Consider the following 22722-nt stretch of genomic DNA (forward strand, 5'->3'; position numbering starts at 1 on the left):
TTTAAAAGTTATTGATGACATTATGAAAAGAAAACTGTTCCAAGCCCGTCCAAACTGGCAGCAAGAACACGAAAATATTGGCTTTGATTATTATAATTTACCTTCTGCGGATGGCTCGATTTATTGGTCTGAAGGGGTAGCATATGAGTTTAGCTTAAAGCAAATCGAACAGCTTGAAGATGCCTCGAATGAACTGCATCAAATGTGCTTACACGTGGCAGGGGAGATGATTCAGCAGGGTAATTATCCTGATTATTTTCAAATACCACACACAGCTATTCCGCTCATTGAACATTCATGGCATCACCATGCACCCATGCTTTATGGACGTTTTGACTTTGCCTATGATGGTCAACAAATCAAGATGCTTGAATACAATGCCGATACCCCTACAGGTTTACTTGAAGCATCAGTTGCACAGTGGCATTGGATTGAACAAGTTGAAAATATTGCAAACCGTGATCAATTTAATAGTATTCATGAAGACCTGATTAAACGCTGGAAAACAATTTTTCCACGTGGCGCACATATCCATTTCGCAGCATGCCAAGAAGCAGGACGTGAAGACTGGGGCAATCTGGAATATTTAATGGATACAGCCTTTCAAGCAGGGCATAAAGTGTCTGAGCTATCGATGGAAAATATCGGTTGGGATGGCAACAACTTTGTCGATTTGAATGATCAAGAAATTCAAAATTTGTTTAAGCTGTATCCTTGGGAATGGATTTGGGAAGAAAATTTTTCTCAGTACTTAAAACCTGAAACGCATTGGGTTGAGCCGTGTTGGAAAATGCTGTTGTCCAATAAAGCACTGTTGGTCGAGCTTTGGAAGAAGTTTCCGCATCATCCGTTATTACTCGAATCACATGCATTTAAATCTGATATGCAGCTGCATGGCAAATGGGTCAAAAAACCTATTTTGGCACGTGAAGGTGCCAATATTCGTGTAGTACAGGACAATCTCGACCAAGGTGCTGCATCGGGTAGTTTCTATTTCGATGATTATGATAAATATGGCTACATCGCCCAAAAATGGGTAGATACGCCGTTATTTGATGGCAAACTGCCCACCTTAGGTTTATGGATCGTGGGACACACCTGTGCAGGCATGTCGATCCGTGAGGACGAGTTTGACATTATTGGCAATGATGCACATTTTGCAGCACATTATTTTGTGGAATAAACACGATGTACTTAAAATGTACATTGATCTACGCAGAGAAAAGATGATTTCAAAATTAATCACTCAAAATCAGATCAGATAAAATTCAACAAATTTATTGACCCGAAAATAAAAAAGCCGATCTTATCAATATCGGCTTTTCAACAACATAGACACTCGATGAGATTAAATCGTATGCTCGGCTACTCGTTTCATGTATTTATTCAAACGGGTAAAAAATAAAATCTGTAAAAAAATGGTAAAAGCAGAGACACACCATTCATACCACAGATCAAAAGCAGTATTTTCTAGTTGGAAAAACTGATAAATCCCCAGTAATACCAAGCCAAATACAATACCTGCGACTGTGGTTTGCAACAAAATTGGAAATGATAATGCCGTGATCCGATTCATAAAATGCACACCATGATCACCGCCATTGGCAACATAGCTGCGCTGAATACCAATAAACATAATGATTAAAGTTAAAATTGCTTCCACCCCAATCACACGTATATCGTAATAAGGTGAATACATACCATAGTAATACACAGCACTGACGACCAATGCGGCGATCAAATAATAATTTTTATAATGGCGTTTCTCTAAAGTGTCTTCTGAAAGTTCATGCGCTAAGGCTTTGGTATTCCAAAAATACATAAATATTGTTATCTCTTATTCGTTGATTTGTGCACACTTTACGCATTCTTTTCACAAAGATAAAGCACTAAAACCAACACTTTCATGGCAGCTGTCACTGTGCATTCAGACATAAATTACTGAAGCATGCTACTAAATGGGCTACAATCAATCGAAAAAATTCACAACGTAGGTTCAAAATGTCTTCTATCATTGCAACGACGGCAATTCGCGGTCGCTTCCTCGATATTCAGAATACGGTTGCCCAAGCGCGTGATATTCACGACCAAGTGCGATATGTAGAAGATGGTTTATTACTCATCAATGACGGAAAAATTGTTTGGTTTGGTGCTTGGACGGAAGGGCAAACCTATTTGCCTGCTGATCTCAAAGTTGAACATTATGCAAATCAATTGATTGTTCCAGGTTTTATCGACACACATATTCATTTTCCTCAAACAGAAATGGTCGGTGCCTACGGTGAACAACTTTTAGAATGGCTCAACACCTATACCTTCCCAACTGAAATTCAATTTCAAGATAAAGATTATGCTGACCAAATTGCCCATTTCTTTGTCAATGAACTTCTAAAAAATGGTACAACCACAGCTTTAGTATTCTGTACAGTACATCCACAATCAGTTGATGCCTTGTTTGAGGCGGCTGAAAGCCATCAAATGCGTTTGATCGCAGGTAAAGTGATGATGGATCGTCATGCACCTGAAGCACTCACAGACACAGCAGAAAGTGCGTATGATGACTCCAAAGCCCTCATTGAAAAATGGCATGGCAAAGGGCGTAACCTGTATGCGATTACCCCACGTTTTGCTCCGACTTCAACGCCTGAACAATTGCAGCGGGCAGGGCAGCTCAAAGCTGAATATCCTGATGTCTATGTACATACGCATTTGAGTGAAAATAAAAATGAAATCGCATGGGTTAAAGAATTATTCCCTGAACAAAAAGGGTATTTGGATGTTTACCATCATTATGGCTTAACAGGCGAGCGTTCGGTTTTTGCCCATTGTGTGCATTTGGAAGAACATGAATGGGATTGTATGCATGATACAGACTCAGCCATCGCGTTCTGTCCAACCTCAAACCTGTTCCTCGGCAGTGGTTTATTTCCATTGAAAAAAACATGGGACAAGCAAGTCAAAGTTGGACTCGGAACTGATATTGGTGCAGGGACATCATTCTGTCAGTTACAAACATTAAATGAAGCCTATAAAGTGCAGCAACTACAGGGTGACAAACTGTCTGCCTTTGAGTCGCTTTATCATGCCACGCTTGGCGGTGCCAAAGCCTTAGACTTACAAGATAAATTGGGCAACTTTAATGTTGGCAAAGAAGCAGATTTTGTGGTTTTGAACTTAAAAGCCACCGCGCTACAACAGTTACGTCAGCAACGTGCCAAAAATATTGAAGATGCGTTATTTGCCTTATTGACCATGGGGGATGATCGTAATATTCAAGCCACGTATATCTATGGAAATAAAGCCTATGAACAAAGCTAAACAACCACAGCAAAAGCCGAAACAATCCAAGAAAAAATTGATTTTAATTGGAACAGTTTTTGTGGTCTGTGCGCTCCTGCTGAAAAAAGATGCTCACTAAACTTTAGCGTGTTTACATTTCAACTGGCAAAAAAGATGCATCTTCAGTCGATATGTTTTAAAATTGATGCATCTTATAGGTGTTGCTCGTCAACACCTTTTTTACTTTGCGAATTTGATATTTTTAGTTTTAGGTATTTCCCATGACTGTTGAAATGAAAGTAATGATTTCTGCTGAAGAAATTCAAGCAAAAGTTCAGGAACTTGGTCAGCACATTAATGCGCATTATGCCAATAGTGACAAAGAGTTGGTATTAATCGGATTATTGCGTGGTTCAGTGATTTTCATGGCAGATCTTTGCCGTACAATCACCAAAGAACATGAACTCGACTTCATGACCGTATCAAGTTACGGTGGTGGGACAACTTCAACACGTGATGTCAAAATTTTAAAAGATCTTGATGGTGAAATTCGTGGTAAAGATGTACTCATCATCGAAGACATCATCGACTCGGGCAATACCCTAAGCAAAGTGCTCGAAATTTTAAGCACGCGCCAACCTAACTCGATTGAACTTTGTACTTTAGTGAGCAAACCTTCACGCCGTGAAATTGAACTCGATGTGAAATTTTTAGGTTTTGAAGTCGAAGATAAATTTATTGTGGGTTATGGTCTGGACTATGACCAAAAATATCGTCATCTTCCATTTATTGGTGAAATTGGTCTGTAATTCAGCTTTGATATAATTTCCCCCCATAATACTTAAGCGGCTTCGGTCGCTTTTTTTATGTTTCATTTCCACTACTTTAGAACAAAAATGCAACAACTTGTAGCATATCAATTCTTTCAATCATCATATAAATATTCAAAAATAACAATCAGGTTAACGTTCTAAATTCAAGATCAGACAAAGAAAAGGAGAAGGATTATGATGGCACTGATTGGCGCAATCATCATCGGTTTTTTTGCAGGTCTCATTGCACGTGCAATTCATCCAGGGAATGATAAAGCAGGCTTCATTGTCACAGTTGCTTTGGGGATTATCGGTTCATTGGTTGCAACCTATGGCGGTCGAATCATTGGACTCTATTCTGACGGCTCATCAGCAGGCTTTATTGCCTCTGTGATTGGTGCAATTATCGTTTTGTTTATTTACAACATGGTCACCAAGAAAAGCTAATGCAAACGTGAAAACTTAAAAGCATCTCCATTGAGATGCTTTTTTATTTTTTACAAACCAAACTTTTGCCAAATTTTTTCAATTTCTTCGGCAGGGTAGGCACCCATCACAGTATGACCATTCGAGAAAATAATCGCAGGTGTCCCATGTAGACCCAATTGTTTACCCAAAATCAAATTACGTTCAATGGGTGTGGCACAATTGGCTGCAGCTGTGGGTTGAATATTGTTTTGAATTAAATTGTGCCATGCATAGGCTTTATTGTCAGAACACCAGACTTGTTTAGAGGGCAGAATCGACTGATTTTTAATAGGATAAATAAAAGTATAAATCGTGACATTATTCAGCTTGGCTAAATTCCCTTCAAGACTTTTGCAATATGGGCAATTTGGGTCAGAAAAGATGGCGAGCTGACGCTGACCATTCCCCCTGACTGTTTTAATTGCATCATTAAAGGGGAGCTTTTTAAAATCAGCTTTGGGGCTATTTTGAAGTGCTAAATCTTTGGTGAGGTTTTTTTGGTCTTTCAGCCGAATCATTGAACCAATAAACAGATGCTGCACATCTTCATTAACGTAAACCACCTGACCATCTAATGTACCACTGTACAAGCCTTGCATTTCAGTGGCTTGCACATTGTCGATTTTGACATTTGGATATTGCTGCGACAGTTTGGCTTTAACACTGTCAACATTGGCAAAACTACTGCCACAAACAGCGAGACTTAAACTCAATGCGATCAATTGCTTTAACATATTGAATAAATATCTTAGAAATTTAAATAATCAAAATATTAAAGCACAATCTAACACCCCTGATGTTGAAGAACTGTTGTTTCAATGCGTTTCACGTGGAACAAAGTTAAACATTGCAGGACGATTGATTTCCACAGAAATATGTACCAATTCTTCATGTATGGCTAATGCCTGACGAATACGATCTGCGGTTAAGTCCTGCAGTGGTGTTTGCAACGCTAAAATCACTGAAAACTTGCCTTTACCCACTTTCCAAACATGCAAATCTGTAATCTGAATATCCAATTTTAAATCTGAAATCACTTCGCGGACCTCATCTACGACAGGATGATCCATTTCAGCATCTAATAAAGTTTTTCCTGTTTCCTTGATCAATCCAAACGACCATCTACCCACTAAAATTGCACCGACGATTCCCAATAAAGCATCTAAAAAGTCCCAACCAAAATATTTTCCTGCGAATAAAGCAATGATCGCTAAAACAGACGTTACAGCATCTGCAACTACATGTAAAAATGCTGCTTTTTGGTTTAAATCATGCTCATGATGCTCGCCATGTTCATGTTCATGAGGGTGATGGTGATGGTGATGGTCATCATGCAATAACCACGCACACATCAGGTTAATCCCTAAACCTAAAATCGCAATAACAATTGCTTCATTATAATGAATCTGTACAGGGTGAAATAGGCGCTCAACCGACTGAAAAGCCATAAATAAAGCCACAACCATCAACAAAATTGCACTGCTATAACCAGCAAGAATCTCGATTTTCCAAGTCCCAAAACTAAAACGGGCATCTTGTGCATAATGCCGTGCTGCTCGATATGCCATATATGCCAAGCCCAGCGCTAACATATGGGAACTCATGTGCCAACCATCAGCAAGTAAAGCCATTGAATTAAAAACCCAACCGCCTGCAATCTCAAAAATCATCATCAGCCCTGTCAAAATCGTGGCAAATAAGATTTTCTTCTGTGCTAAAGGATTGCCTTCGTCAAATTGATGAGAATGCTGCCGTTGAATGGTTTTAAATTGCATGTGAATTGAATCCAATATACTCCCCCAGAGTATATTCTCGGATTTTAAAATATACTATAAGAGAGTATATTTTTTTGGAGCCAATGGATGGGACATTTACATCAAGATCAAAAAGTTTTAAATCGGGTCAAGCGTCTCAAAGGGCAGATCAATGCAGTGGAAGAGTCTTTAATCCAACAGGATAAATCCTGTATTGAGATTTTACAGCAGGTGGCAGCCATTAAAGGTGCAGTAAATGGCTTGATGAATGAACTGATTGAAGCCCACTTGAAAGAACATGTTATTTCAGATCATCAGGCTATAGATGAAGCAGAGCTTGAAATTTTTATGCAATTGTTAAAACGTTACGGATAATTTGACCAACGAATTAAAAACACATTGACCTGTTGCTGATTAAGTTTTAATCTGACATCCAATCAGACTCCTCCCGCCAAACTCAATTTCTTTGAGCTTGGCTTTTTTTATCTGCAAATGATTTAGAAATTAAGTGCTCAATACATGAATCAACAATCATGGCGTCCATTTTTACTCGTGAGCCTAGCCCTGTGTATCGGAACGATTGGAACCGCATTAGCAAGTCCCTTATATCCAATTTATCAACAATTTTGGCATTTACTTCCAAGTCACATTACTTATATTTTTGTGGCATATATGTTTGGTTGTATGACAACTTTATTATTTTTAGGACGCAGCAGTAATAGTTTTGGATTTATCCGTACGCTACAAGCAGGTTTACTCTTTGCCATCGTTGGCTTGGGACTTTCTGTCTTTGCGAGCAATGCTTATTTTTTAGGATTTGGACGCTTTATTATTGGGATTGCTTCAGGTCTCATCAGTACTTCTGCTATGCTTGGACTGATTTATACGATTCCAGACACACATAAAAACAGTGCTGCACAGCTCAGTTCAATCATCACGGTATTGGGCTTCGGCTTTGGTCCTCTGATTGGTGGTGCAATTGCACAATTTTCGGATGCCCCCTTAGTTACCCCCTATATTCCCGTCATTATTGCAGCAGCGATCAGTTTTTTCAGTTTATTTAGCATTAAAATCATTCAGTTTGAAAAACAAGTTTTTTCAGTTGCACCACATTTAGAACTGCCCGAAATACACTTTAAAACGCTGTTTTATCTTGCTAGTTTTACCGCTTTTTGTGCTTTTGGTTCATTTAGTTTATTCGCTTCACTTGCACCCTCATTTATCAAAGACGTGATTCCTTGGCACGGTCCTTTGGTGAGCGGTGCAACGATTGCCAGTATTTTATTGGTTTCAGCCTGTGCCCAATTTATGGCGAAATCACTGAACATGCATAAAGCCTTGAATGCAGGTTTAATCTTGTTATTGCTCAGTTATCTAATTCTTATGATTTGCATGACCATGCACCTGAGTTTTTTATTCTTTTTGAGTGTTGTTTGTGTGGGCATGGGACATGGCTTAGGTCTACTCGGTGCTTTTGCCTTGATTCATCACATGACCAATATTGATAATCGCGCAGCAGTGGTTTCCACATATTTGTTTATTGCCTACTTTGGTACGATTGTTCCGATTATTGGCGCTGGTTATTTGTCAGATCATTTTGGCTTAATGACTGGCGTATTGGGTTTCTGTGTGGGTATGGGGTTGCTATCTCTGTATTTATTGATTCAGCATTTAAAAATTAAAATAATTCCAAATAATTCATAGATAAAATGAGAATGTAGGGATCACACATTTCGGCATCCCTACATATTTTTATACCAAAAACTTAAGGTAAATTTCAACCTTTACAACGTCAATGTCTGTCAGTTTATAACGATGCGCATCCACTTCAATATTGATCGTACCTGTATGATCTTTTAACTCATAATGCTCGGCTTTGGTTTTACGTACAATTTTTCCTGTCAGCGTCAATACTGTTTCATCCTTGGCTTTAAGTGCCTGTCCCACAGTCAACTGATTCTTTGCCACTTCTTGAATGATGTGATGATCCCCTTTACCTGCCCAAAAATTGGCTGTTAAACCGAGTAAAGTAACAAAAGCAATAAAGGAGATTTTTTCATACAAAAGTGCCTTTGTTGGAGGTCGCTCTTTAACTTAAAGAGGATGTTGTGCCCTATAAATCAAAGTTACGCAATACTAAAAATTGCTAAAAAGCTGACATTTAGTCAGCTTTATGAAGCGAATCGGATTGTTATTTACCAATACAGAATATAATAAATTATATATAATTGTTTAATTTCAATAGCTTAAAATCATTAATGCTTTTCAGTGCCTAAACAGTGCCTATTTATGTCAACACTAGGGGGATAAATCCAAACGCACAACTAAAATCCAAACGCACAAGAGAAAAAATCTGAAAGCATTGAAAACCTTGATGATGAAGTTGAGCAAACTTTCATTTCAAGGGACATACGCGCGTGGGAGGTGTTTCAAAAAGTATACTGGTATTAAACGAATCCATTGTTGATATAAAAGAATCCTAAATCAAAGGCTTTGAAATGATTATCAAGCTTTTGGAGAAGTTACAGCTTCTCCTAAAGCCTCGCCTGATCCGATGTCGTAATCGACAACTATTACCTTCAATACCTACTGTAAAAAATTTACCAATTAACTGCTTACATTTTTTAAAGGTAGTAACAAAGCTATCCCAATTATCACTTGATATACTTGTATAGTTTACACCTAACTGCTTTAATTTTAATTTAAGCCATTTTGCTGTGGCTAAATCTCGTTTATCCCAGACATAAGCAACAATTTCACCCATTTCTCAATGATAAGTGTAAATTAACCATTAGTAATGTTTCTTTATACTGTCCCTCAAGCAGGACAGACATTTGATTTATATAGTTATTTTCATTTTCCTATAGTATCAGATGCTTATTTGTTTTTCTTTCAGCATACTTTTTGAAACACCACCATAGTTTAAGGGAAATGGACGATTGTTCGTGCCACTCTCCTGCCGTTTTATATAATTAATTGTTTCGATGTATATATTCAACTTTTCCATTTGAAAAAGTAATACTACCTAAATTTTTGTAATACCATGATTCAGAAATACCACCTTTATATTCTGTGCTTCTTTTGGAGGTAGGATTTCCCCAAGAAGAATTTAAAACCTGATTTGTTGACATTCCTATTTTAGGGCTAGAAGGAATTGAACTACTAATGTATTGACCATAACTATCAAATTTTTCCGAATATTTCTTTTTTAAACTTTCTAAGTTAATAGTTTTATTCTCCTCGCCAATCGCCCCCTCCCTCAATGAAGTATCATTTTCCTGAATTTGAATGGTCGAAATAGAATCTTTTTTGTGTTGTGGGTGATTGGTTTCTACTGATAAAGGAAGTCTACTTATTTCTATTTCTTTAGCCGTTGCTGAGAATGCTAGAAAATTGCTAAGAATTATAAGATAAAATTTATTCATCATGATCCTAATTTATTTAAATTGTTAAAATACATTTTACACAAAATCTTGTGAGTCTAATTTAATTTTCAGAGGTCTTCCAAAAAGTATGCTGGCATTAAATGAATCCATTATTGATATAAAAGAATACCAACCCGGGTGCTTTGTCTTTCCATTTTTCGGAAGTTTCGATACTGAAATTGGTAATACTGCCACCATTCGTTAAATTCCTTGTTTCAGGGTCACGACCTAAAATGCCCATTAAAATAACTTTTTTCACATTTGGCATGGTTCTAAATCTATTAAATTCTCTCAGAATGATTGTCGTATCTAAATATGTTTTTTTAGTGTGACCACTGTGACCACTGTGACCGCTGTGACCGCAAATGTAAGAGACTATTTTATATATAATTATTTTATAAAAGTGGTCACAATCAATAAAAATAATATCTATGCTCAACTGTGACCACTGTGCCCAAAAGTGTGACCACTCTTGAAACGGTCACAGCGGTCACAACACGGTCACAGTTATAAAATAAGTATATTTAAAAGAGTGTGACCACTTAATATATATATATAACAATACCTTATTAAATATAAAAACAAAGCGGTCACAGTGGTCACAATTAAATATCTTTGTTTTAGCTTTCTTCATCAAAGTTCTGTATGGCATCAGCCTTAAAGTGCATCATGGTAGGGCGTTCACCATCAGGCAAAACAGACCTACCAACACGCTTGGTATAACGACCATCATCACAATCAATCCACCCATTCGCCTTTAGAACTTTTTTAGCATTGGCTTCGTTCAACCCTATGCACATTTCATTTTTAAACATGACCGATGACACGAGGTAAACTTTGCTTTCAGGCTCATAGTAGCCCACACGATTATTAATTCGTGGGCGGATGATTTCGCCATCGGCTTGCCGAATGATTGTTAAGTCCTCAAAGCGACTTGTGCCGTTGGCTTCAAAGAATGCCTTGATGTGTTCAAGTATCTTTGCTTCTTCCATGTTTTCACCATTACCTAGACTGCCTAACCAAGTATTAAAGCATTGCCCCATTGCTTCAAACGATCTACCTTTTCCCCATCCTGTAATGCCTGCTTGTGTAGCGAGTTCGCCTGCAACCGCCACCAAAGCAAAACGCCTTAATACACGGCTTGCTTGCCCATTCAAATTTGTAGGCTGTTGCGCTATAAAGTCATTAAATAGCACCTTAGCTTGATCAATTGCAGTGTCTTTGCTGATGGTGAGGTATTCAAGCCATTTGATGCCTGCATGACCATAATGCAATACTGAAAGTTCATTGATACGATTGCCAATATCCTCTGCTTTTACACCGTAGTTGATTTTTTCAAATACACCAAATCCTTTACCTGCATCACTAGGAATATGGGCAAAACGTAACAATAGCCCAGCATCGAGTTCAATGTTGCCACGTCGTAAATGTTCTTCGAGTGTGACTTCTCCAGTAGATGTGTACATCAAATTGAATTGCTTTAAATCTCGATTTTTGCCTGCTTTGCTACTTCGTGCTTTACCTTGTCCGCCTGTTATCATATAGATACTGTCTGATACTGCTCTCGGTGCAGATTGACGCAGTTCATCAAGATTAAGGAAGCTATCATTTCTCAACTCGGCTTCATTCTCTAAAGCATTATCTGTTGTACGCCATGATTTAGAAATATCTTTAGGCTTGCCCCATACGCTACATGCTGCTTTTGTGATGGTACTCTTTCCATCAGTAGATGAACCATAAATATGAAAACCACCACTTTCCACGCCCAAAGGTTCAACCAATTGCCCTGAAAATGCACAAGAAAAGGTTAAAACCGCTAAGGCGTGTGGCTCTATTAATCGGCTTAATGACTTCCATTCTTCATAGCTGCCTAATGTGCTATATGGATTTTTACCCTCATGGTGATACAGTAGTTTTTCATCACCTGAATGCCCATAGGTTTTTGATGGGGTAACAAAGGATTGACCGTGCCAACCTGTTTGATTTACACATCTAAAGCGTTGTTCAATTGGGTAGTCTTGAATGTAATTAATAAATACATTCTTTTTATAGGCTTGTCGTGGTGGCATTAATCCATGATTGGCAATAATCTTTAAGGCTTCTTGAGCATCACCCATGAAATGCTCATAAGGAATGAGTAAGGTGTGTTCAGTATGGTCTTTGTCTTTAAACTGAATAACACGCTTCCAGTTGTCGTTATTTAGGCTTCTTGCTTCACCTAAAATAATTGCTGAATGACAAATAAAAGTCCGTATTTGTTGAAGTTCTCCATCTTCATCCTTTTTTTCCTTAATTAGGTAAAGACCACTATCCAAAATATACAAAAAAGATGAATCATCTATTTTGAATGGCTTAGCTAAATGTCCTTTAGGTAATGGGTCAAGTTCAGGCAATTGATTGATTGCTTCATGAATAAATGCCTGCACCTCTGCATCGTCATTTTCTTTAATCAGTTCAGTGAAAAACTCATTTTCGCCATATTTCAAATATTGATTTAGTAAACGTACAGCCGTGTTCTGCTCAAGCTGTTTAAATGGCTCAAGTTGCATCTGTTCAGGTCTGACAGGCATGTATAACTGTTGATAGCCTGCCTTAGATAGCTGCTGAATAACATATTGTATTTGCTCAAAATCAAACGTCTTGAGTTCAGTTAATTTCTTACTGGTGAGATTAGACAATACAACCAACACAACGGAAAACGGCTGTGATGGTGGTTCAAAACCAATGGCAACACTGGAGGCAAGTTTAAAAAATACCTCTAAGTTATGGGTAATGATGACAGGTTTATCCTGGTGCAAGTCACCATAGCAAGCAAAGCCTTTTGCCAATCCATCAGGTATGACTTGAATACTTTGTTCATTCTGCAATACAGCGCATTGCACAGGTTCAAGCTGTCCATTGACGATAGGTAGAATCAAAGGCTGTTCATACGTCACGCCGTTAATGTCTACCTCGCATTGATCGACATAGATCGGCTGTGATGGGCTGCCAAAGCGTTCAATAATGGGATGGTTTAAATATGTGTCATCCGATGGATTAAGTACCGTACAATTTGCTAGAATCGAATCGGGTTTTAGGGCGGTGTCATTCATAGTGATACCGCTTTTTTAATAACTTTAGATTGGGTTTTAGTCATGGATTAAGCCTCTGTCACTGCATTGGCGGCTTTATGTTTGGCAATACGATCTTCCACCCATGAGTCAACATCTGATTCAACCCAAGCGACACGACGTTCTGATAGATTCAAGCATTGGGGAAATTCACCGCTTTTCATCATGGCATAGATAGACGAAGCACCAAGCCCAGTTTTTTTCTGTACTTCTTTACGACGGATTAAGCGGTTATTTTGATTTTTAGATGTATTCATCTAAACATTCTCCAGTAATGAAAATGCCTAGACACAAAAATAGAAAAGTAGAAATGTTTGAGTTTTTAAACTAAGTTTTATCAGATAGCCATAGCATTGTATTGGTGTTCAATACATTCAATAAATAACAATGGTCTACATCCTTGAGGAAACAAGATGTTTACTTTAAACCAAAGGTTTACTATAGTTCCAAATATAGGCTAATTATAATTAGCCATATAAACCTTAATTTTTAAGCTGTTTACATTTCTAAAGTTCCTTTAGGTTTGTGCCTGTGACGGCGGTTTAAAAATATCGACAATGTAGTAATTTCCAGTTACTCCATGTCATCCAAAGAGTTGGTGTATTTCCAGTACATCAGCTCTTTTTTATTGCTCATTGATTTCTTTTGCATTTATTACAACTCAATGAACATATTGAGATACTACAATATTTAAAAAATTATTCAAACAAAATCACATATAATTCAATTAGTTAAAATTAGGTAAAACCTAATAAAACCTAATAAAACCAGTGGAAAATTAGGTAAAACCTAATAAAACCAGTGAAAAAATTAGTTAAAACCTCATAAATTTTTAATTAGAAAACCGACTCAATTAATTATTTCATTTAAATTCAAAACTTTAAAAAACAATATTTAAAAAGAAAGCATTTGTATTAAAAACGATAATTAAGCACTGATGTTACGCACCCACACTCTATATTGTGATTTACATGAAAGCTAAACCACAACATCTTGTGTTACTTACATCCAAAATTAGGGTTACTGCGTAACATTAGTTAAGCAGATTTATTTGTATTAAAAAAGATCAAATTAGGTTCATAAATCACACTAAAGATATAATCGCTCCACTTTTGCAGCATAGTAGTACGTTCCTTTTCATACTTAGCCTTGTTATAAACTGCTCGCACTCCTTTCGCAGTGTGGTTCAAACACGCCTCAATCGCATCACTGTTAAAGCCTTGTTCATTTAAATGTGTACTTGCTGTGCGCCGTAGATCGTGAATAGTGAAGTCAGCTAAATTTGTTAATTTAAGTGCGTTCTTTTGAGATTCATTAAAGGCATTATGGCTTATATGTGTACCTGTCTTTCTACCAACAAAAACATAAGGTTCATCGCCTGCAATCTGTTTTAATTCTTTTAATATTTCTATGACTTGGTCAGACATATAAACAACCATTTCACGACTATGCCCAGTTGCACTATCTGCCTTTGTTTCAGGAATTAACCATATACGTGTTTCAAAATTGATATGCTCCCATTTCGCCCTCAATAACTCTGATTTTCTAATCAAGGTTAATAGTGACAATAGAATGCCTAATTTTCTAGGACGATATATACGTGAGTTGAGTAGGGCAGTGTAGAACTCTTTTATTTCGTTTGTTTTTAAATAACGATCTCTCGGCACTGCCTTATAGATATGGCGTGTTGGGATAGCAAGCACTGGATTAAACGGAACTAAACCCAATGTCATAGCATAATCAAACATACGTTTTAATAAACCTCTGACTTGATTGGCTGCTGCATCATAACCTTGATCTTTCTTACGCCATATTACACGGCGGACATCATCAACGCCTATCTGTTCTATAGCCATATTGCCAATCATGGGATAAATATCATTTTTCAAACATAAAGCCATGTTGTATGAGCTCTTACGCTCTTTTTGAATAACATCCTTGAAATACATTTCTCCATAGTCACGGAATAGGACACTGGTGACTTTACTTTTATTTTGTTTTGGTGAAATACCTTTCGCCACCAATGAGGCTGATTCATCCCGAACCTGTCGAGCTTCTTTTAATGATAGATCAGGATAACGACCTATCACCAATCTTTCTTGTTTACCGTTTAATGAGTAACGATAGTGCCAAGACTTCACACCCGATTCTTTAACCTCAATGAATAAACCATTATTCAATTTATCTTTCACTGAATAGCGTTTTTCCTGTGGTTTGAGGTTTTGAATTTCTCTATCTGTAGAAAAAAATAAACCATTTATCTTGGGCATCTTAGGCACTCACACTTAAAACCAGTATTTTTAAGTCACGTATCTAATAAGTGACTAAAAAAATCATAGCACTAGTTGAATATATTGAACACTATTGAATAATAACTAGATATTAAAAAAGCACTAAGTATATATTACTTAATGCTTTTTATTTACATATTAGAACTTACTGAAACTTATTGAACAATATCAAAAAACGAAATTACTTTCCAATACAGAACGATCCGAAAATTACCCCTAACAAATCATCTGCACTAAAGTCACCTGTAATTTCACCGAGTGCATTTTGCGCCAACCGAAGCGACTCTGCGACCAATTCCCCCGCGTGATATACCACCAACTGCTCATGTGCTTCTGCCAGATAGTGCTGAGTGCGCTTCATTGCGTCTAAATGACGCGTTCTAGCAATAAAGGTATCTTCTTCAGGCTGAAAACCTGCATGCGCTGTAATCGCATCTATGAGCGACTGAACACCCATATCTTGTTTTGCCGATACAGTGATATGCCTAAAACCATCCAAATCACTTAATGCAGGTTGTTGTGTAGTTAAATCACATTTATTTCCAATCAGCATCAAGCGTTTTGGTTCTATATGATCCGCAAAATAATTCTTTGCCAATTCCAAAGGATTTTCACCTTGGCTTAAGTCATATACCAACAGTAAAAGATCGGCTTGTTCAATTTCTTGAATTGCACGACGAATCCCTTCTTTTTCGACAATATCGCCAGTTTCACGTAAGCCTGCGGTATCCGTTAAAGTGATTGGTAAACCATTTAAAGTGATTTTTTCATGTAACACGTCACGTGTAGTACCAGCGATATCGGTCACAATGGCACGATCATTGCCAGCCAAAGCATTGAGTAATGAAGACTTACCTGCATTCGGTTTACCTGCAATCACAACTTGCAAACCTTCGCGAAGCAATTGCCCTTGTCGTGCTGACTGTTGTACAGCGGTGACAGAAGATTGAACATCTTCGAGTAAATTTAAAATTTTACCATCAGCCAAAAAGTCGATTTCTTCTTCAGGGAAATCGATCGCTGCTTCCACATGTAATCGCAAATGAATCAATTTTTGCAGAACAGAATTCACTTTATCTGAAAATGCACCTTGCAAAGAACGTACCGCAGAACGTGCAGCCGCCTGTGAAGTGGCATCAATTAAATCAGCAATCGCTTCAGCCTGTACCAAATCCATTTTGCCATTTTCAAACGCACGCATGGAAAACTCACCAGCTTTAGCCGCAGTCGCCCCCAGTTCCAACAAACGAGCAAGCAAAGCATTTTGAATCACAGGGCCACCATGCCCTTGTAACTCAACAACATCTTCCCCCGTAAATGAATTGGGATTTGGAAAACAAATCACTAAACCTTCATCCATCACTTCATTTTTTTCGTCCATAAACTGGCGAAACCCAGCAAAACGTGCCTTGGGTAAAGCTTTAGCTGTCAAAGCTTCAGCAATGGCATAAGCCTTTGGACCAGACAGACGAATCACCCCCACACCACCACGTCCTGGGGGCGTTGCGATTGCTGCAATGGTGCTTTGGGATACTACATTCGTCATGTAAAGTCTCTATTATCTAATCAATAAAAAATCCGCCTAAGATTACCATCTTAAGCGGATTTAATCAGCTATTGCTTAATTTTTTAAGCTTAAGCTGCTTCTCGTTTTAAACGATCTTTTTCAACAGATTTATTAATAAACCATTGCTGTAAAATTGTGATCGAGTTGTTCACAATCCAGTATAAAACCAAGCCAGCAGGGAAGAACAGCATAAATACTGTAAACATGATTGGCATGATTTTAAATACTTTAGCTTGCATTGGATCAGCAGGTTGTGGGTTCAAACTTTGTTGAACAAACATGGTTACACCCATCAACAACGGCAAGATGAACCAAGGATCCATCGCTGACAAATCTTGAATCCAAAGCATCCAAGGTGCATGACGAAGTTCTACAGACTCCATCAGTACCCAATACAATGCTAAGAAAATCGGCATTTGTAGCAACAATGGTAAACAACCAGAAAGCGGATTCACTTGTTCGCGTTTGTAAAGTGCCATCATTTCTTGTGAGAAACGCATACGGTCTTCACCAAACTCTTCTTTCATGCGTTGCATTTCAGGTGCAATCACACGCATTTTCGCCATTGAGCGATAGCTCTTAGACGATAATGGCCAAAGAATCAGTTTCACTAAGATCGTCAATAGAATAATTGACCAACCCCAGTTGCCCACTACGTTATGGAACATTTGCAAGCCCATAAACAAGAGTTTTGCAATCGGCCATAACCAACCATAGTCTACAGTTTGGTTTAAGCCCACAGCTAAATCTTTCAATTCAGATTGAATTTTAGGACCCGCGTAGAATGTTGCATCAATGCTCATCGCTTTACCAGCAGGAACATTAATGGTTGGAGATGTAAATCCAATGATATTCATACCATCTGCAGATTTACGCGACTCCAATTTCGCTGTGTATTCTTGACCACCAAAATGACCAGGAATCCAAGCGCTTACAAAATAGTGTTGAACAACAGCAACCCAACCGCCTTTTGCTTGTGTATCAAGTTTCTCTTCCGAGAAATTAGCAAATTTGAGTTTGTTATAATGTTCATCAGGTGTTCCCCAAGCACCACCTAAGAATGTACCCAAAGTGAAAATACCTTGGTCAGACTTACCTGGGTCTTCAGAGTTGTCACGTTTGAGTTGACCAAACATTTGACCCTGCCAATTTTGTGCACTACGGTTGACCACCTGATAGCTCACTTCAATTGGATAATTACCTTGCTTAAAGTTAAAGGTTTTAATGATTTCCACGCCATCAGCAGTTTTGAAAATCATTGGCACAGCAAGTACCTTGATTGCTTTGCCGTCTTTGTCTTTAGCATCTTTTAAGTCTGCTAAAGTATACGCAGTTTTTTCAAACTCATAATTTGGACGACCTGCGCGGCTGCTGTCTGGACCATTTAAGCCAATTAAGCCTGATTGTGCGACATAAGTTCGTTTAGGATCACTTTCAAGCATGACAAACGGCTGATCGCTGTTTTTACTTTGGTCATGATTGAGTAATTCAATACGCACAATATCACCACCTTTCGGACTGATCCAAAGATGGTAAAGGTCAGTTTGTACTGAAATCAGTTGTTGATTTGCGGTTGCTGGTACAGTTGTCGGTTGTTGTGCAGCAGCAATATTTGCTTGCGGAACATCGCTAGTTGCCGCAGTCGTTTGACCATTTGGCAAATCGGCAGAAACATCATGCGCTACCACAGCTGCTGGCTGTGTTTTAGTAGTGTTCGCATGACCATAATCTTTTTGCCAAGCCAAAATAAGCAAATATGCGACGACAAACATGGCCCCGAGGATTGCAAACCTGGCCCATTGTTGCATATCTATTACCCCAAGTGGTTAGAGTGATGTTGGTTCGAAAAACGTTCACGCAAGGGTACAGCAACATGAAACGTTTGAGAATCTATTTGCTGAAATGAAATAAAACGAATTGCTTTTTTAGGCACAGGATCATAACCAAATCCTCCCCAAGGATGGCAGCGACAAATACGCTTGGTGGCGAACCAACTACCTTTTAAGGCGCCATGGATGTGGATTGCTTCTAACGAATATTGAGAACAAGTTGGAATATAACGACAACGAGGTCCAATGAGGGGACTAATCGCAACTTGATAGAAACGAATCAACCAATGCAATATACGAACCATTGGCTTGCTCTAATTTTGAGGAGAGGAAATTGCTATTTTATGGTGCTTTTTAACAAGACGCTGCAATTTCTGCCATGCAAACTGTAACTGCTGATGTAATTCAGCATTCGGAATTGCTTCAATACCCATTTTAGGCATCACCACAATATCTAATAAGTCTATATGTTGCTGATTTAGGCGAAAACTTTCACGTGCTAAACGTTTTATTCGATTTCTTTCATGTGCACGGCGCACTTTTTTCTTAGCAACAACAATACCCAAACGGCTATTCGGCTGTTCGGTTACTTTTGCTAAAAATAAGAAATGGGGTTGATGCACTTTAAAAAGCGCACCATCAAATACACTTTTGTAATCTGCAGCACAGTGGAGTCTCACCGCTGGACTGAAACTATAAAGTGACATAACACCCAAATCGTATAACTTGACTATTTAAAAAATTAAACAGTTAAGCTATGACGACCTTTTGCACGACGACGAGCTAATACTTGACGACCAGCTTTAGTTGCCATACGAGCACGAAAACCATGAACGCGTTTGCGCTTTAATTCAGATGGTTGGAATGTACGTTTCATGTTGAAACTCCAATGTTGATCTTTTCTAAAGGTTCGCGATTGTATTGTGCATTCTTTATGCTGTCAATGAATATAGACTTTTCTTTTACTTTTTTTATATATTTTCATATTTTTAATTTCAGCCAACAATTGAATATTTTTAATTGTTTTGACCAAAAACAAATAATATACACAGCTTATGCTTTTGTTTTATAAAATATAAAAACTTATAAACATTTATATCAACAAACTTATCCACAATAAGATCCACTTTTAAATTTAATTTCGTAAGATTTTAAATTTAAATTTAAATTCATAACTTAAGTTTATCCACACAAAACCGTCTGCTTATAAATAAATTCAAATTTTAAAATTTAAATTTATTATTATTAGGTTGCTATTTTTCTGAGGAAAAGCTACTTTTATTTTTTATAAATATAAACTTACCTTGTGAATAAGTCTGACCTTCAAATGTTGATAAAATGTGGATAAATATGCATCTTTTTTTATCCACAGGTTGTTCTAAAACTTATCCACAATGGGTTTAAATTTAAATTTATTTGCGAAAAGACTCTTTTTTAGCCAATTTGGGTTGAATTAGTCATGACAGATGTGGATAACTTGGTTAGAATGGCGACCCCCGTATGGTCGGGCCGTATTTTTAAATTTAAATAAAGGAGTTTCACATGCTTTGGACAGACTGCTTAACTCGCTTGCGACAAGAGCTCTCTGATAATGTCTTTGCCATGTGGATTCGTCCTTTGGTTGCAGATGAAACGGACGATACATTAAAATTGTATGCGCCAAATCCTTATTGGACTCGTTATATCCAAGAGCATCATCTGGAACTCATTACCATATTGGCTGAGCAACTTTCTGAAGGTCGTATTCGTAAGGTTGAAATTCTGGTTGATTCTCGTCCAGGTGCGATTCTATCTGTATCAGAACAGCCGGCAACCACAACGGCAGCGTTGGACAGTACACCTGTGCCAAGTGCAAAACCAAAGAAAGACAAAGAGCCAGAATTGGTTGTTACAAAAAATGCGAAAAAGAAATTACTTAATCCTCAGTTTACTTTTGCATTATTTGTAGAAGGGCGTTCAAATCAAATGGCAGCAGAAACCTGCCGTAAGGTGTTAACGCAATTGGGAGAGTCGCAACATAATCCATTATTTTTATATGGTCCGACAGGCTTGGGTAAAACACACTTAATGCAAGCTGTTGGTAATGCATTATTGCAAGCGAAACCGAATGCTCGTGTGATGTACATGACAGCAGAAAGTTTTGTACAGGATTTTGTCAGTTCTTTGCAAAAAGGAAAAGTTGAAGAATTTAAGAAAAATTGTCGTTCTTTGGATTTGCTGTTAGTGGATGATATTCACTTATTGGCAGGAAAAGAAGCCAGTTTGGTTGAATTTTTTTACACGTTTAATGCTTTATTAGATGAATCAAAGCAAATTATTTTGACATCAGACCGTTATCCAAAAGAATTGACTGAACTCGATCCCCGTTTAGTTTCACGTTTTTCTTGGGGGTTATCTGTTGGTGTAGAACCACCTGATATTGAAACTCGTATTGAGATTTTACTTAAAAAAGCTGAAAGTAACGGTATCGATTTGCCAAGAAATTGTGCGTTGTTTATTGCACAGCAAGTTGTTGCCAATGTTCGTGAGCTCGAAGGAGCGTTAAATAAAGTTGTGGCGATTTCACGCTTTAAAGGTTCAGCCATTGATTTGGATGTGGTACGTGAATCTTTGAAGGATGTACTTGCGATTCGTGCACGTACCATTAGCACTGAAAATATTCAGCGTGTGGTGAGTGAATATTTCCGTATTCCTTTGAAAGAGTTAGTTGGACCAAAGCGTACACGGATCTATGCGCGTCCACGTCAGTTGGCAATGGGGTTAGCCCGTGAGCTGACAGGGGATAGCTTCCCTGAAATCGGTATGGCATTTGGTGGTCGTGACCACAGTACCGTGATGCATGCATGCGAAAAAGTGCAAAGCTTGTGTAATGAAGACCCGATTTTTAATGAAGATTATAAAAATCTCATGCGCTTACTTCAAAGCTAATTTTTGATCAAATTATGTTCTTGCAATGCGATATAATCTGCCGCATAGTACAGGACTAAAAATATATTTATCCTATCATTTTTAATTTGTGTTTAGAGGAATTCCACAGTGCGTTTGAAAATCGCGAAAGAGAGCTTACTCAATGTTTTGTCTAATGTAGTGGGTGCTGTTGAACGCCGTCATACCTTAAACATTCTTTCAAACGTTAAAATCCAAGTGACCGAGCAGGCATTAGTCATTACAGGTTCTGACTTGGAAGTGGAATTGGTCGCAAGTACCACCCTTGCTGAAGGGGCATGTATCCAAGCAGGTCAAACGACTGTTCCTGCGCGTAAGTTGATGGATATTTGTAAGTCTTTACCGACAGCAGCATTGATTGATTTACAAATTACTGAAGATCAGCGTTGTATTTTAAAATCAGGTAATAGCCGTTTTGTGTTGGGGACTTTACCTGCTGAAGACTATCCATTATTAGCTAATGAAAATAGTCAAGGGACACAAGTTCAAGTGACTGAACGTGAATTAAAACGTTTATTTGAAAAAACGGCATTTGCGATGGCAGTGCAAGATGTTCGTTTCTATTTGACAGGGACATTGCTTGAAATTGATCAAAATCAATTGCGTGCAGTCACTACAGATGGTCATCGTTTGGCAATGTGTGAAACCTTAGCTGAATCTAACGCAACACAGTTGGTACAAGCGATTGTGCCACGTAAAGCGGTTGCAGAATTACAACGTTTATTGAGTATTGAAGATGATCAACTGGTTTTATTGATCGGACGTGAATTACTCAATGTGACCATTCAAGCACCGAGTCGTGATAAAGAACAAGGTGACATTACAGTACGCTTCACGACCAAACTTATTGATGGGAAATTTCCTGATTATCGCCGTGTGATTCCACGTGGTGGTGATAAAAATGTATTGATTGCACATGATGTGTTTAAGCAATCTTTGCAGCGTGTGGCAATTTTAAGTAATGAAAAATTACGTGGTGTATTCTTAAACTTCAATGCTGATTCTTTGCAATTGCGTGCCAATAACCCAGAGCAAGATGAGGCGGTTGAAGACTTAGCGATCCAATATAACAACACTCCAATGGAAATGTCTTTTAATGCACAATATATCTTAGAGGTATTGGGTGTGTTAGATGGTGATGATGTATCCATGACCATGACTGAGGCAAATCAGTCGGTATTGGTGCAAGATCCAACCCAAGACAACCAAACCTATGTTGTGATGCCGATGCGTGTTTAATC

22 protein-coding genes and 1 pseudogene are annotated in these 22722 nt (G+C 38.0%); 8 read left to right on the forward strand and 15 right to left on the reverse strand.

Annotated features, from left to right (window positions below; translation table 11 throughout):
* Window positions 1-22 precede the first annotated feature (22 nt).
* Window positions 23-1183, forward strand: a complete 1161-nt coding sequence (locus HX129_RS14995) for a glutathionylspermidine synthase family protein (protein WP_286435058.1) — start codon at window positions 23-25, stop codon at window positions 1181-1183.
* A gap of 165 nt (window positions 1184-1348) precedes the next feature.
* Here the strand turns inward: HX129_RS14995 and HX129_RS15000 are convergent, their stop codons facing one another.
* Window positions 1349-1822 carry a hypothetical protein gene (locus tag HX129_RS15000; protein ID WP_180047011.1) on the reverse strand — a complete coding sequence of 158 codons (474 nt, stop codon included), beginning with the start codon at window positions 1820-1822 and terminating at the stop codon, window positions 1349-1351.
* Window positions 1823-2001: 179 nt separating this feature from the next.
* Here HX129_RS15000 and guaD point away from each other — a divergent pair, with 179 nt between their 5' ends.
* From guaD to HX129_RS15015, 3 genes are all read left to right on the forward strand, one after another.
* The gene (gene guaD / locus HX129_RS15005; protein ID WP_286435059.1) at window positions 2002-3318 is read left to right on the forward strand and encodes a guanine deaminase; all 1317 of its coding nucleotides are present in this window, start codon (window positions 2002-2004) and stop codon (window positions 3316-3318) included.
* A 242-nt stretch (window positions 3319-3560) separates the two neighbouring features.
* Window positions 3561-4088, forward strand: a complete 528-nt coding sequence (gene hpt / locus HX129_RS15010; RefSeq protein WP_130075134.1) for a hypoxanthine phosphoribosyltransferase — start codon at window positions 3561-3563, stop codon at window positions 4086-4088.
* A 198-nt stretch (window positions 4089-4286) separates the two neighbouring features.
* A complete protein-coding gene (locus tag HX129_RS15015; RefSeq protein WP_130075133.1) occupies window positions 4287-4538 on the forward strand; it encodes a GlsB/YeaQ/YmgE family stress response membrane protein in 252 nt (83 codons plus the stop codon).
* Window positions 4539-4588: 50 nt separating this feature from the next.
* On the opposite strand, the gene HX129_RS15020 is transcribed toward HX129_RS15015, so the two are convergent.
* Both HX129_RS15020 and dmeF read right to left on the reverse strand, forming a co-directional pair.
* Window positions 4589-5293, reverse strand: a complete 705-nt coding sequence (locus HX129_RS15020) for a DsbC family protein (protein ID WP_286435060.1) — start codon at window positions 5291-5293, stop codon at window positions 4589-4591.
* Window positions 5294-5374: 81 nt separating this feature from the next.
* Window positions 5375-6334, reverse strand: coding sequence for a CDF family Co(II)/Ni(II) efflux transporter DmeF (gene dmeF, locus HX129_RS15025; protein ID WP_286435061.1), 960 nt, complete (start codon window positions 6332-6334; stop codon window positions 5375-5377).
* 87 nt (window positions 6335-6421) lie between these two features.
* Between dmeF and HX129_RS15030 the strand changes: the two genes are divergently transcribed.
* Window positions 6422-6688, forward strand: a complete 267-nt coding sequence (locus HX129_RS15030) for a metal/formaldehyde-sensitive transcriptional repressor (protein WP_130075130.1) — start codon at window positions 6422-6424, stop codon at window positions 6686-6688.
* Window positions 6689-6832: 144 nt separating this feature from the next.
* Complete coding sequence (locus HX129_RS15035) at window positions 6833-8017, forward strand: MFS transporter (RefSeq protein ID WP_286435062.1); 1185 nt, start codon at window positions 6833-6835, stop codon at window positions 8015-8017.
* Window positions 8018-8065: 48 nt separating this feature from the next.
* Here HX129_RS15035 and HX129_RS15040 read toward each other — a convergent pair whose 3' ends face one another.
* The 12 genes and pseudogenes from HX129_RS15040 to rpmH all read right to left on the reverse strand — a co-directional run bounded on the left by HX129_RS15040 (window position 8066) and on the right by rpmH (window position 19412).
* On the reverse strand, window positions 8066-8377 hold the full coding sequence (locus HX129_RS15040) for a NirD/YgiW/YdeI family stress tolerance protein (protein ID WP_286435063.1): 312 nt from the start codon (window positions 8375-8377) through the stop codon (window positions 8066-8068).
* Between the two features lie 383 nt (window positions 8378-8760).
* Window positions 8761-9104, reverse strand: a pseudogene (locus HX129_RS15045) (IS1 family transposase); the annotation flags it as partial.
* Between the two features lie 181 nt (window positions 9105-9285).
* Complete coding sequence (locus tag HX129_RS15050; protein ID WP_286436322.1) at window positions 9286-9738, reverse strand: hypothetical protein; 453 nt, start codon at window positions 9736-9738, stop codon at window positions 9286-9288.
* Between the two features lie 97 nt (window positions 9739-9835).
* Entirely contained in the window at window positions 9836-10006 is a 171-nt protein-coding gene (locus tag HX129_RS15055; protein WP_286436323.1) for a single-stranded DNA-binding protein, read from the reverse strand.
* A gap of 352 nt (window positions 10007-10358) precedes the next feature.
* Entirely contained in the window at window positions 10359-12830 is a 2472-nt protein-coding gene (locus HX129_RS15060; protein WP_286436324.1) for a DUF927 domain-containing protein, read from the reverse strand.
* Between the two features lie 47 nt (window positions 12831-12877).
* The gene (locus HX129_RS15065) at window positions 12878-13105 is read right to left on the reverse strand and encodes a helix-turn-helix transcriptional regulator (protein WP_286436325.1); all 228 of its coding nucleotides are present in this window, start codon (window positions 13103-13105) and stop codon (window positions 12878-12880) included.
* A gap of 780 nt (window positions 13106-13885) precedes the next feature.
* Window positions 13886-15118, reverse strand: a complete 1233-nt coding sequence (locus HX129_RS15070; protein ID WP_286436326.1) for a tyrosine-type recombinase/integrase — start codon at window positions 15116-15118, stop codon at window positions 13886-13888.
* A gap of 202 nt (window positions 15119-15320) precedes the next feature.
* A complete protein-coding gene (gene mnmE, locus HX129_RS15075) occupies window positions 15321-16685 on the reverse strand; it encodes a tRNA uridine-5-carboxymethylaminomethyl(34) synthesis GTPase MnmE (protein WP_130075124.1) in 1365 nt (454 codons plus the stop codon).
* Between the two features lie 89 nt (window positions 16686-16774).
* The gene (yidC, locus tag HX129_RS15080; protein ID WP_174494065.1) at window positions 16775-18514 is read right to left on the reverse strand and encodes a membrane protein insertase YidC; all 1740 of its coding nucleotides are present in this window, start codon (window positions 18512-18514) and stop codon (window positions 16775-16777) included.
* Between the two features lie 5 nt (window positions 18515-18519).
* A complete protein-coding gene (gene yidD, locus HX129_RS15085; RefSeq protein ID WP_286435072.1) occupies window positions 18520-18840 on the reverse strand; it encodes a membrane protein insertion efficiency factor YidD in 321 nt (106 codons plus the stop codon).
* A gap of 9 nt (window positions 18841-18849) precedes the next feature.
* Window positions 18850-19242: a ribonuclease P protein component gene (gene rnpA, locus HX129_RS15090; RefSeq protein WP_130075121.1), complete on the reverse strand. Its 393-nt coding sequence runs from the start codon at window positions 19240-19242 to the stop codon at window positions 18850-18852.
* A 35-nt stretch (window positions 19243-19277) separates the two neighbouring features.
* A complete protein-coding gene (gene rpmH / locus HX129_RS15095) occupies window positions 19278-19412 on the reverse strand; it encodes a 50S ribosomal protein L34 (RefSeq protein ID WP_000831329.1) in 135 nt (44 codons plus the stop codon).
* A 665-nt stretch (window positions 19413-20077) separates the two neighbouring features.
* Between rpmH and dnaA the strand changes: the two genes are divergently transcribed.
* Window positions 20078-21463 carry a chromosomal replication initiator protein DnaA gene (gene dnaA, locus HX129_RS15100; protein WP_286435073.1) on the forward strand — a complete coding sequence of 462 codons (1386 nt, stop codon included), beginning with the start codon at window positions 20078-20080 and terminating at the stop codon, window positions 21461-21463.
* Window positions 21464-21571: 108 nt separating this feature from the next.
* Window positions 21572-22720 carry a DNA polymerase III subunit beta gene (dnaN, locus tag HX129_RS15105; protein ID WP_286435074.1) on the forward strand — a complete coding sequence of 383 codons (1149 nt, stop codon included), beginning with the start codon at window positions 21572-21574 and terminating at the stop codon, window positions 22718-22720.
* The last annotated feature ends 2 nt before the right edge of the window (window positions 22721-22722 follow it).

Source organism: Acinetobacter sp. 251-1, assembly GCF_030329305.1.
Taxonomy (GTDB): domain Bacteria; phylum Pseudomonadota; class Gammaproteobacteria; order Pseudomonadales; family Moraxellaceae; genus Acinetobacter; species Acinetobacter piscicola_A.

What these genes read in the sequence shown, in the direction of transcription:
- HX129_RS14995 (WP_286435058.1), top strand. Translation starts at nt 23, where the DNA reads ATGAAAAGAAAACTGTTCCAAGCCCGTCCAAACTGGCAGCAAGAACAC.
- HX129_RS15000 (WP_180047011.1), bottom strand. Translation starts at nt 1,822, where the DNA reads ATGTATTTTTGGAATACCAAAGCCTTAGCGCATGAACTTTCAGAAGAC.
- guaD (WP_286435059.1), top strand. Translation starts at nt 2,002, where the DNA reads ATGTCTTCTATCATTGCAACGACGGCAATTCGCGGTCGCTTCCTCGAT.
- hpt (WP_130075134.1), top strand. Translation starts at nt 3,561, where the DNA reads ATGACTGTTGAAATGAAAGTAATGATTTCTGCTGAAGAAATTCAAGCA.
- HX129_RS15015 (WP_130075133.1), top strand. Translation starts at nt 4,287, where the DNA reads ATGATGGCACTGATTGGCGCAATCATCATCGGTTTTTTTGCAGGTCTC.
- HX129_RS15020 (WP_286435060.1), bottom strand. Translation starts at nt 5,293, where the DNA reads ATGTTAAAGCAATTGATCGCATTGAGTTTAAGTCTCGCTGTTTGTGGC.
- dmeF (WP_286435061.1), bottom strand. Translation starts at nt 6,334, where the DNA reads ATGCAATTTAAAACCATTCAACGGCAGCATTCTCATCAATTTGACGAA.
- HX129_RS15030 (WP_130075130.1), top strand. Translation starts at nt 6,422, where the DNA reads ATGGGACATTTACATCAAGATCAAAAAGTTTTAAATCGGGTCAAGCGT.
- HX129_RS15035 (WP_286435062.1), top strand. Translation starts at nt 6,833, where the DNA reads ATGAATCAACAATCATGGCGTCCATTTTTACTCGTGAGCCTAGCCCTG.
- HX129_RS15050 (WP_286436322.1), bottom strand. Translation starts at nt 9,738, where the DNA reads ATGAATAAATTTTATCTTATAATTCTTAGCAATTTTCTAGCATTCTCA.
- HX129_RS15055 (WP_286436323.1), bottom strand. Translation starts at nt 10,006, where the DNA reads ATGCCAAATGTGAAAAAAGTTATTTTAATGGGCATTTTAGGTCGTGAC.
- HX129_RS15060 (WP_286436324.1), bottom strand. Translation starts at nt 12,830, where the DNA reads ATGAATGACACCGCCCTAAAACCCGATTCGATTCTAGCAAATTGTACG.
- HX129_RS15065 (WP_286436325.1), bottom strand. Translation starts at nt 13,105, where the DNA reads ATGAATACATCTAAAAATCAAAATAACCGCTTAATCCGTCGTAAAGAA.
- HX129_RS15070 (WP_286436326.1), bottom strand. Translation starts at nt 15,118, where the DNA reads ATGCCCAAGATAAATGGTTTATTTTTTTCTACAGATAGAGAAATTCAA.
- mnmE (WP_130075124.1), bottom strand. Translation starts at nt 16,685, where the DNA reads ATGACGAATGTAGTATCCCAAAGCACCATTGCAGCAATCGCAACGCCC.
- yidC (WP_174494065.1), bottom strand. Translation starts at nt 18,514, where the DNA reads ATGCAACAATGGGCCAGGTTTGCAATCCTCGGGGCCATGTTTGTCGTC.
- yidD (WP_286435072.1), bottom strand. Translation starts at nt 18,840, where the DNA reads ATGGTTCGTATATTGCATTGGTTGATTCGTTTCTATCAAGTTGCGATT.
- rnpA (WP_130075121.1), bottom strand. Translation starts at nt 19,242, where the DNA reads ATGTCACTTTATAGTTTCAGTCCAGCGGTGAGACTCCACTGTGCTGCA.
- rpmH (WP_000831329.1), bottom strand. Translation starts at nt 19,412, where the DNA reads ATGAAACGTACATTCCAACCATCTGAATTAAAGCGCAAACGCGTTCAT.
- dnaA (WP_286435073.1), top strand. Translation starts at nt 20,078, where the DNA reads ATGCTTTGGACAGACTGCTTAACTCGCTTGCGACAAGAGCTCTCTGAT.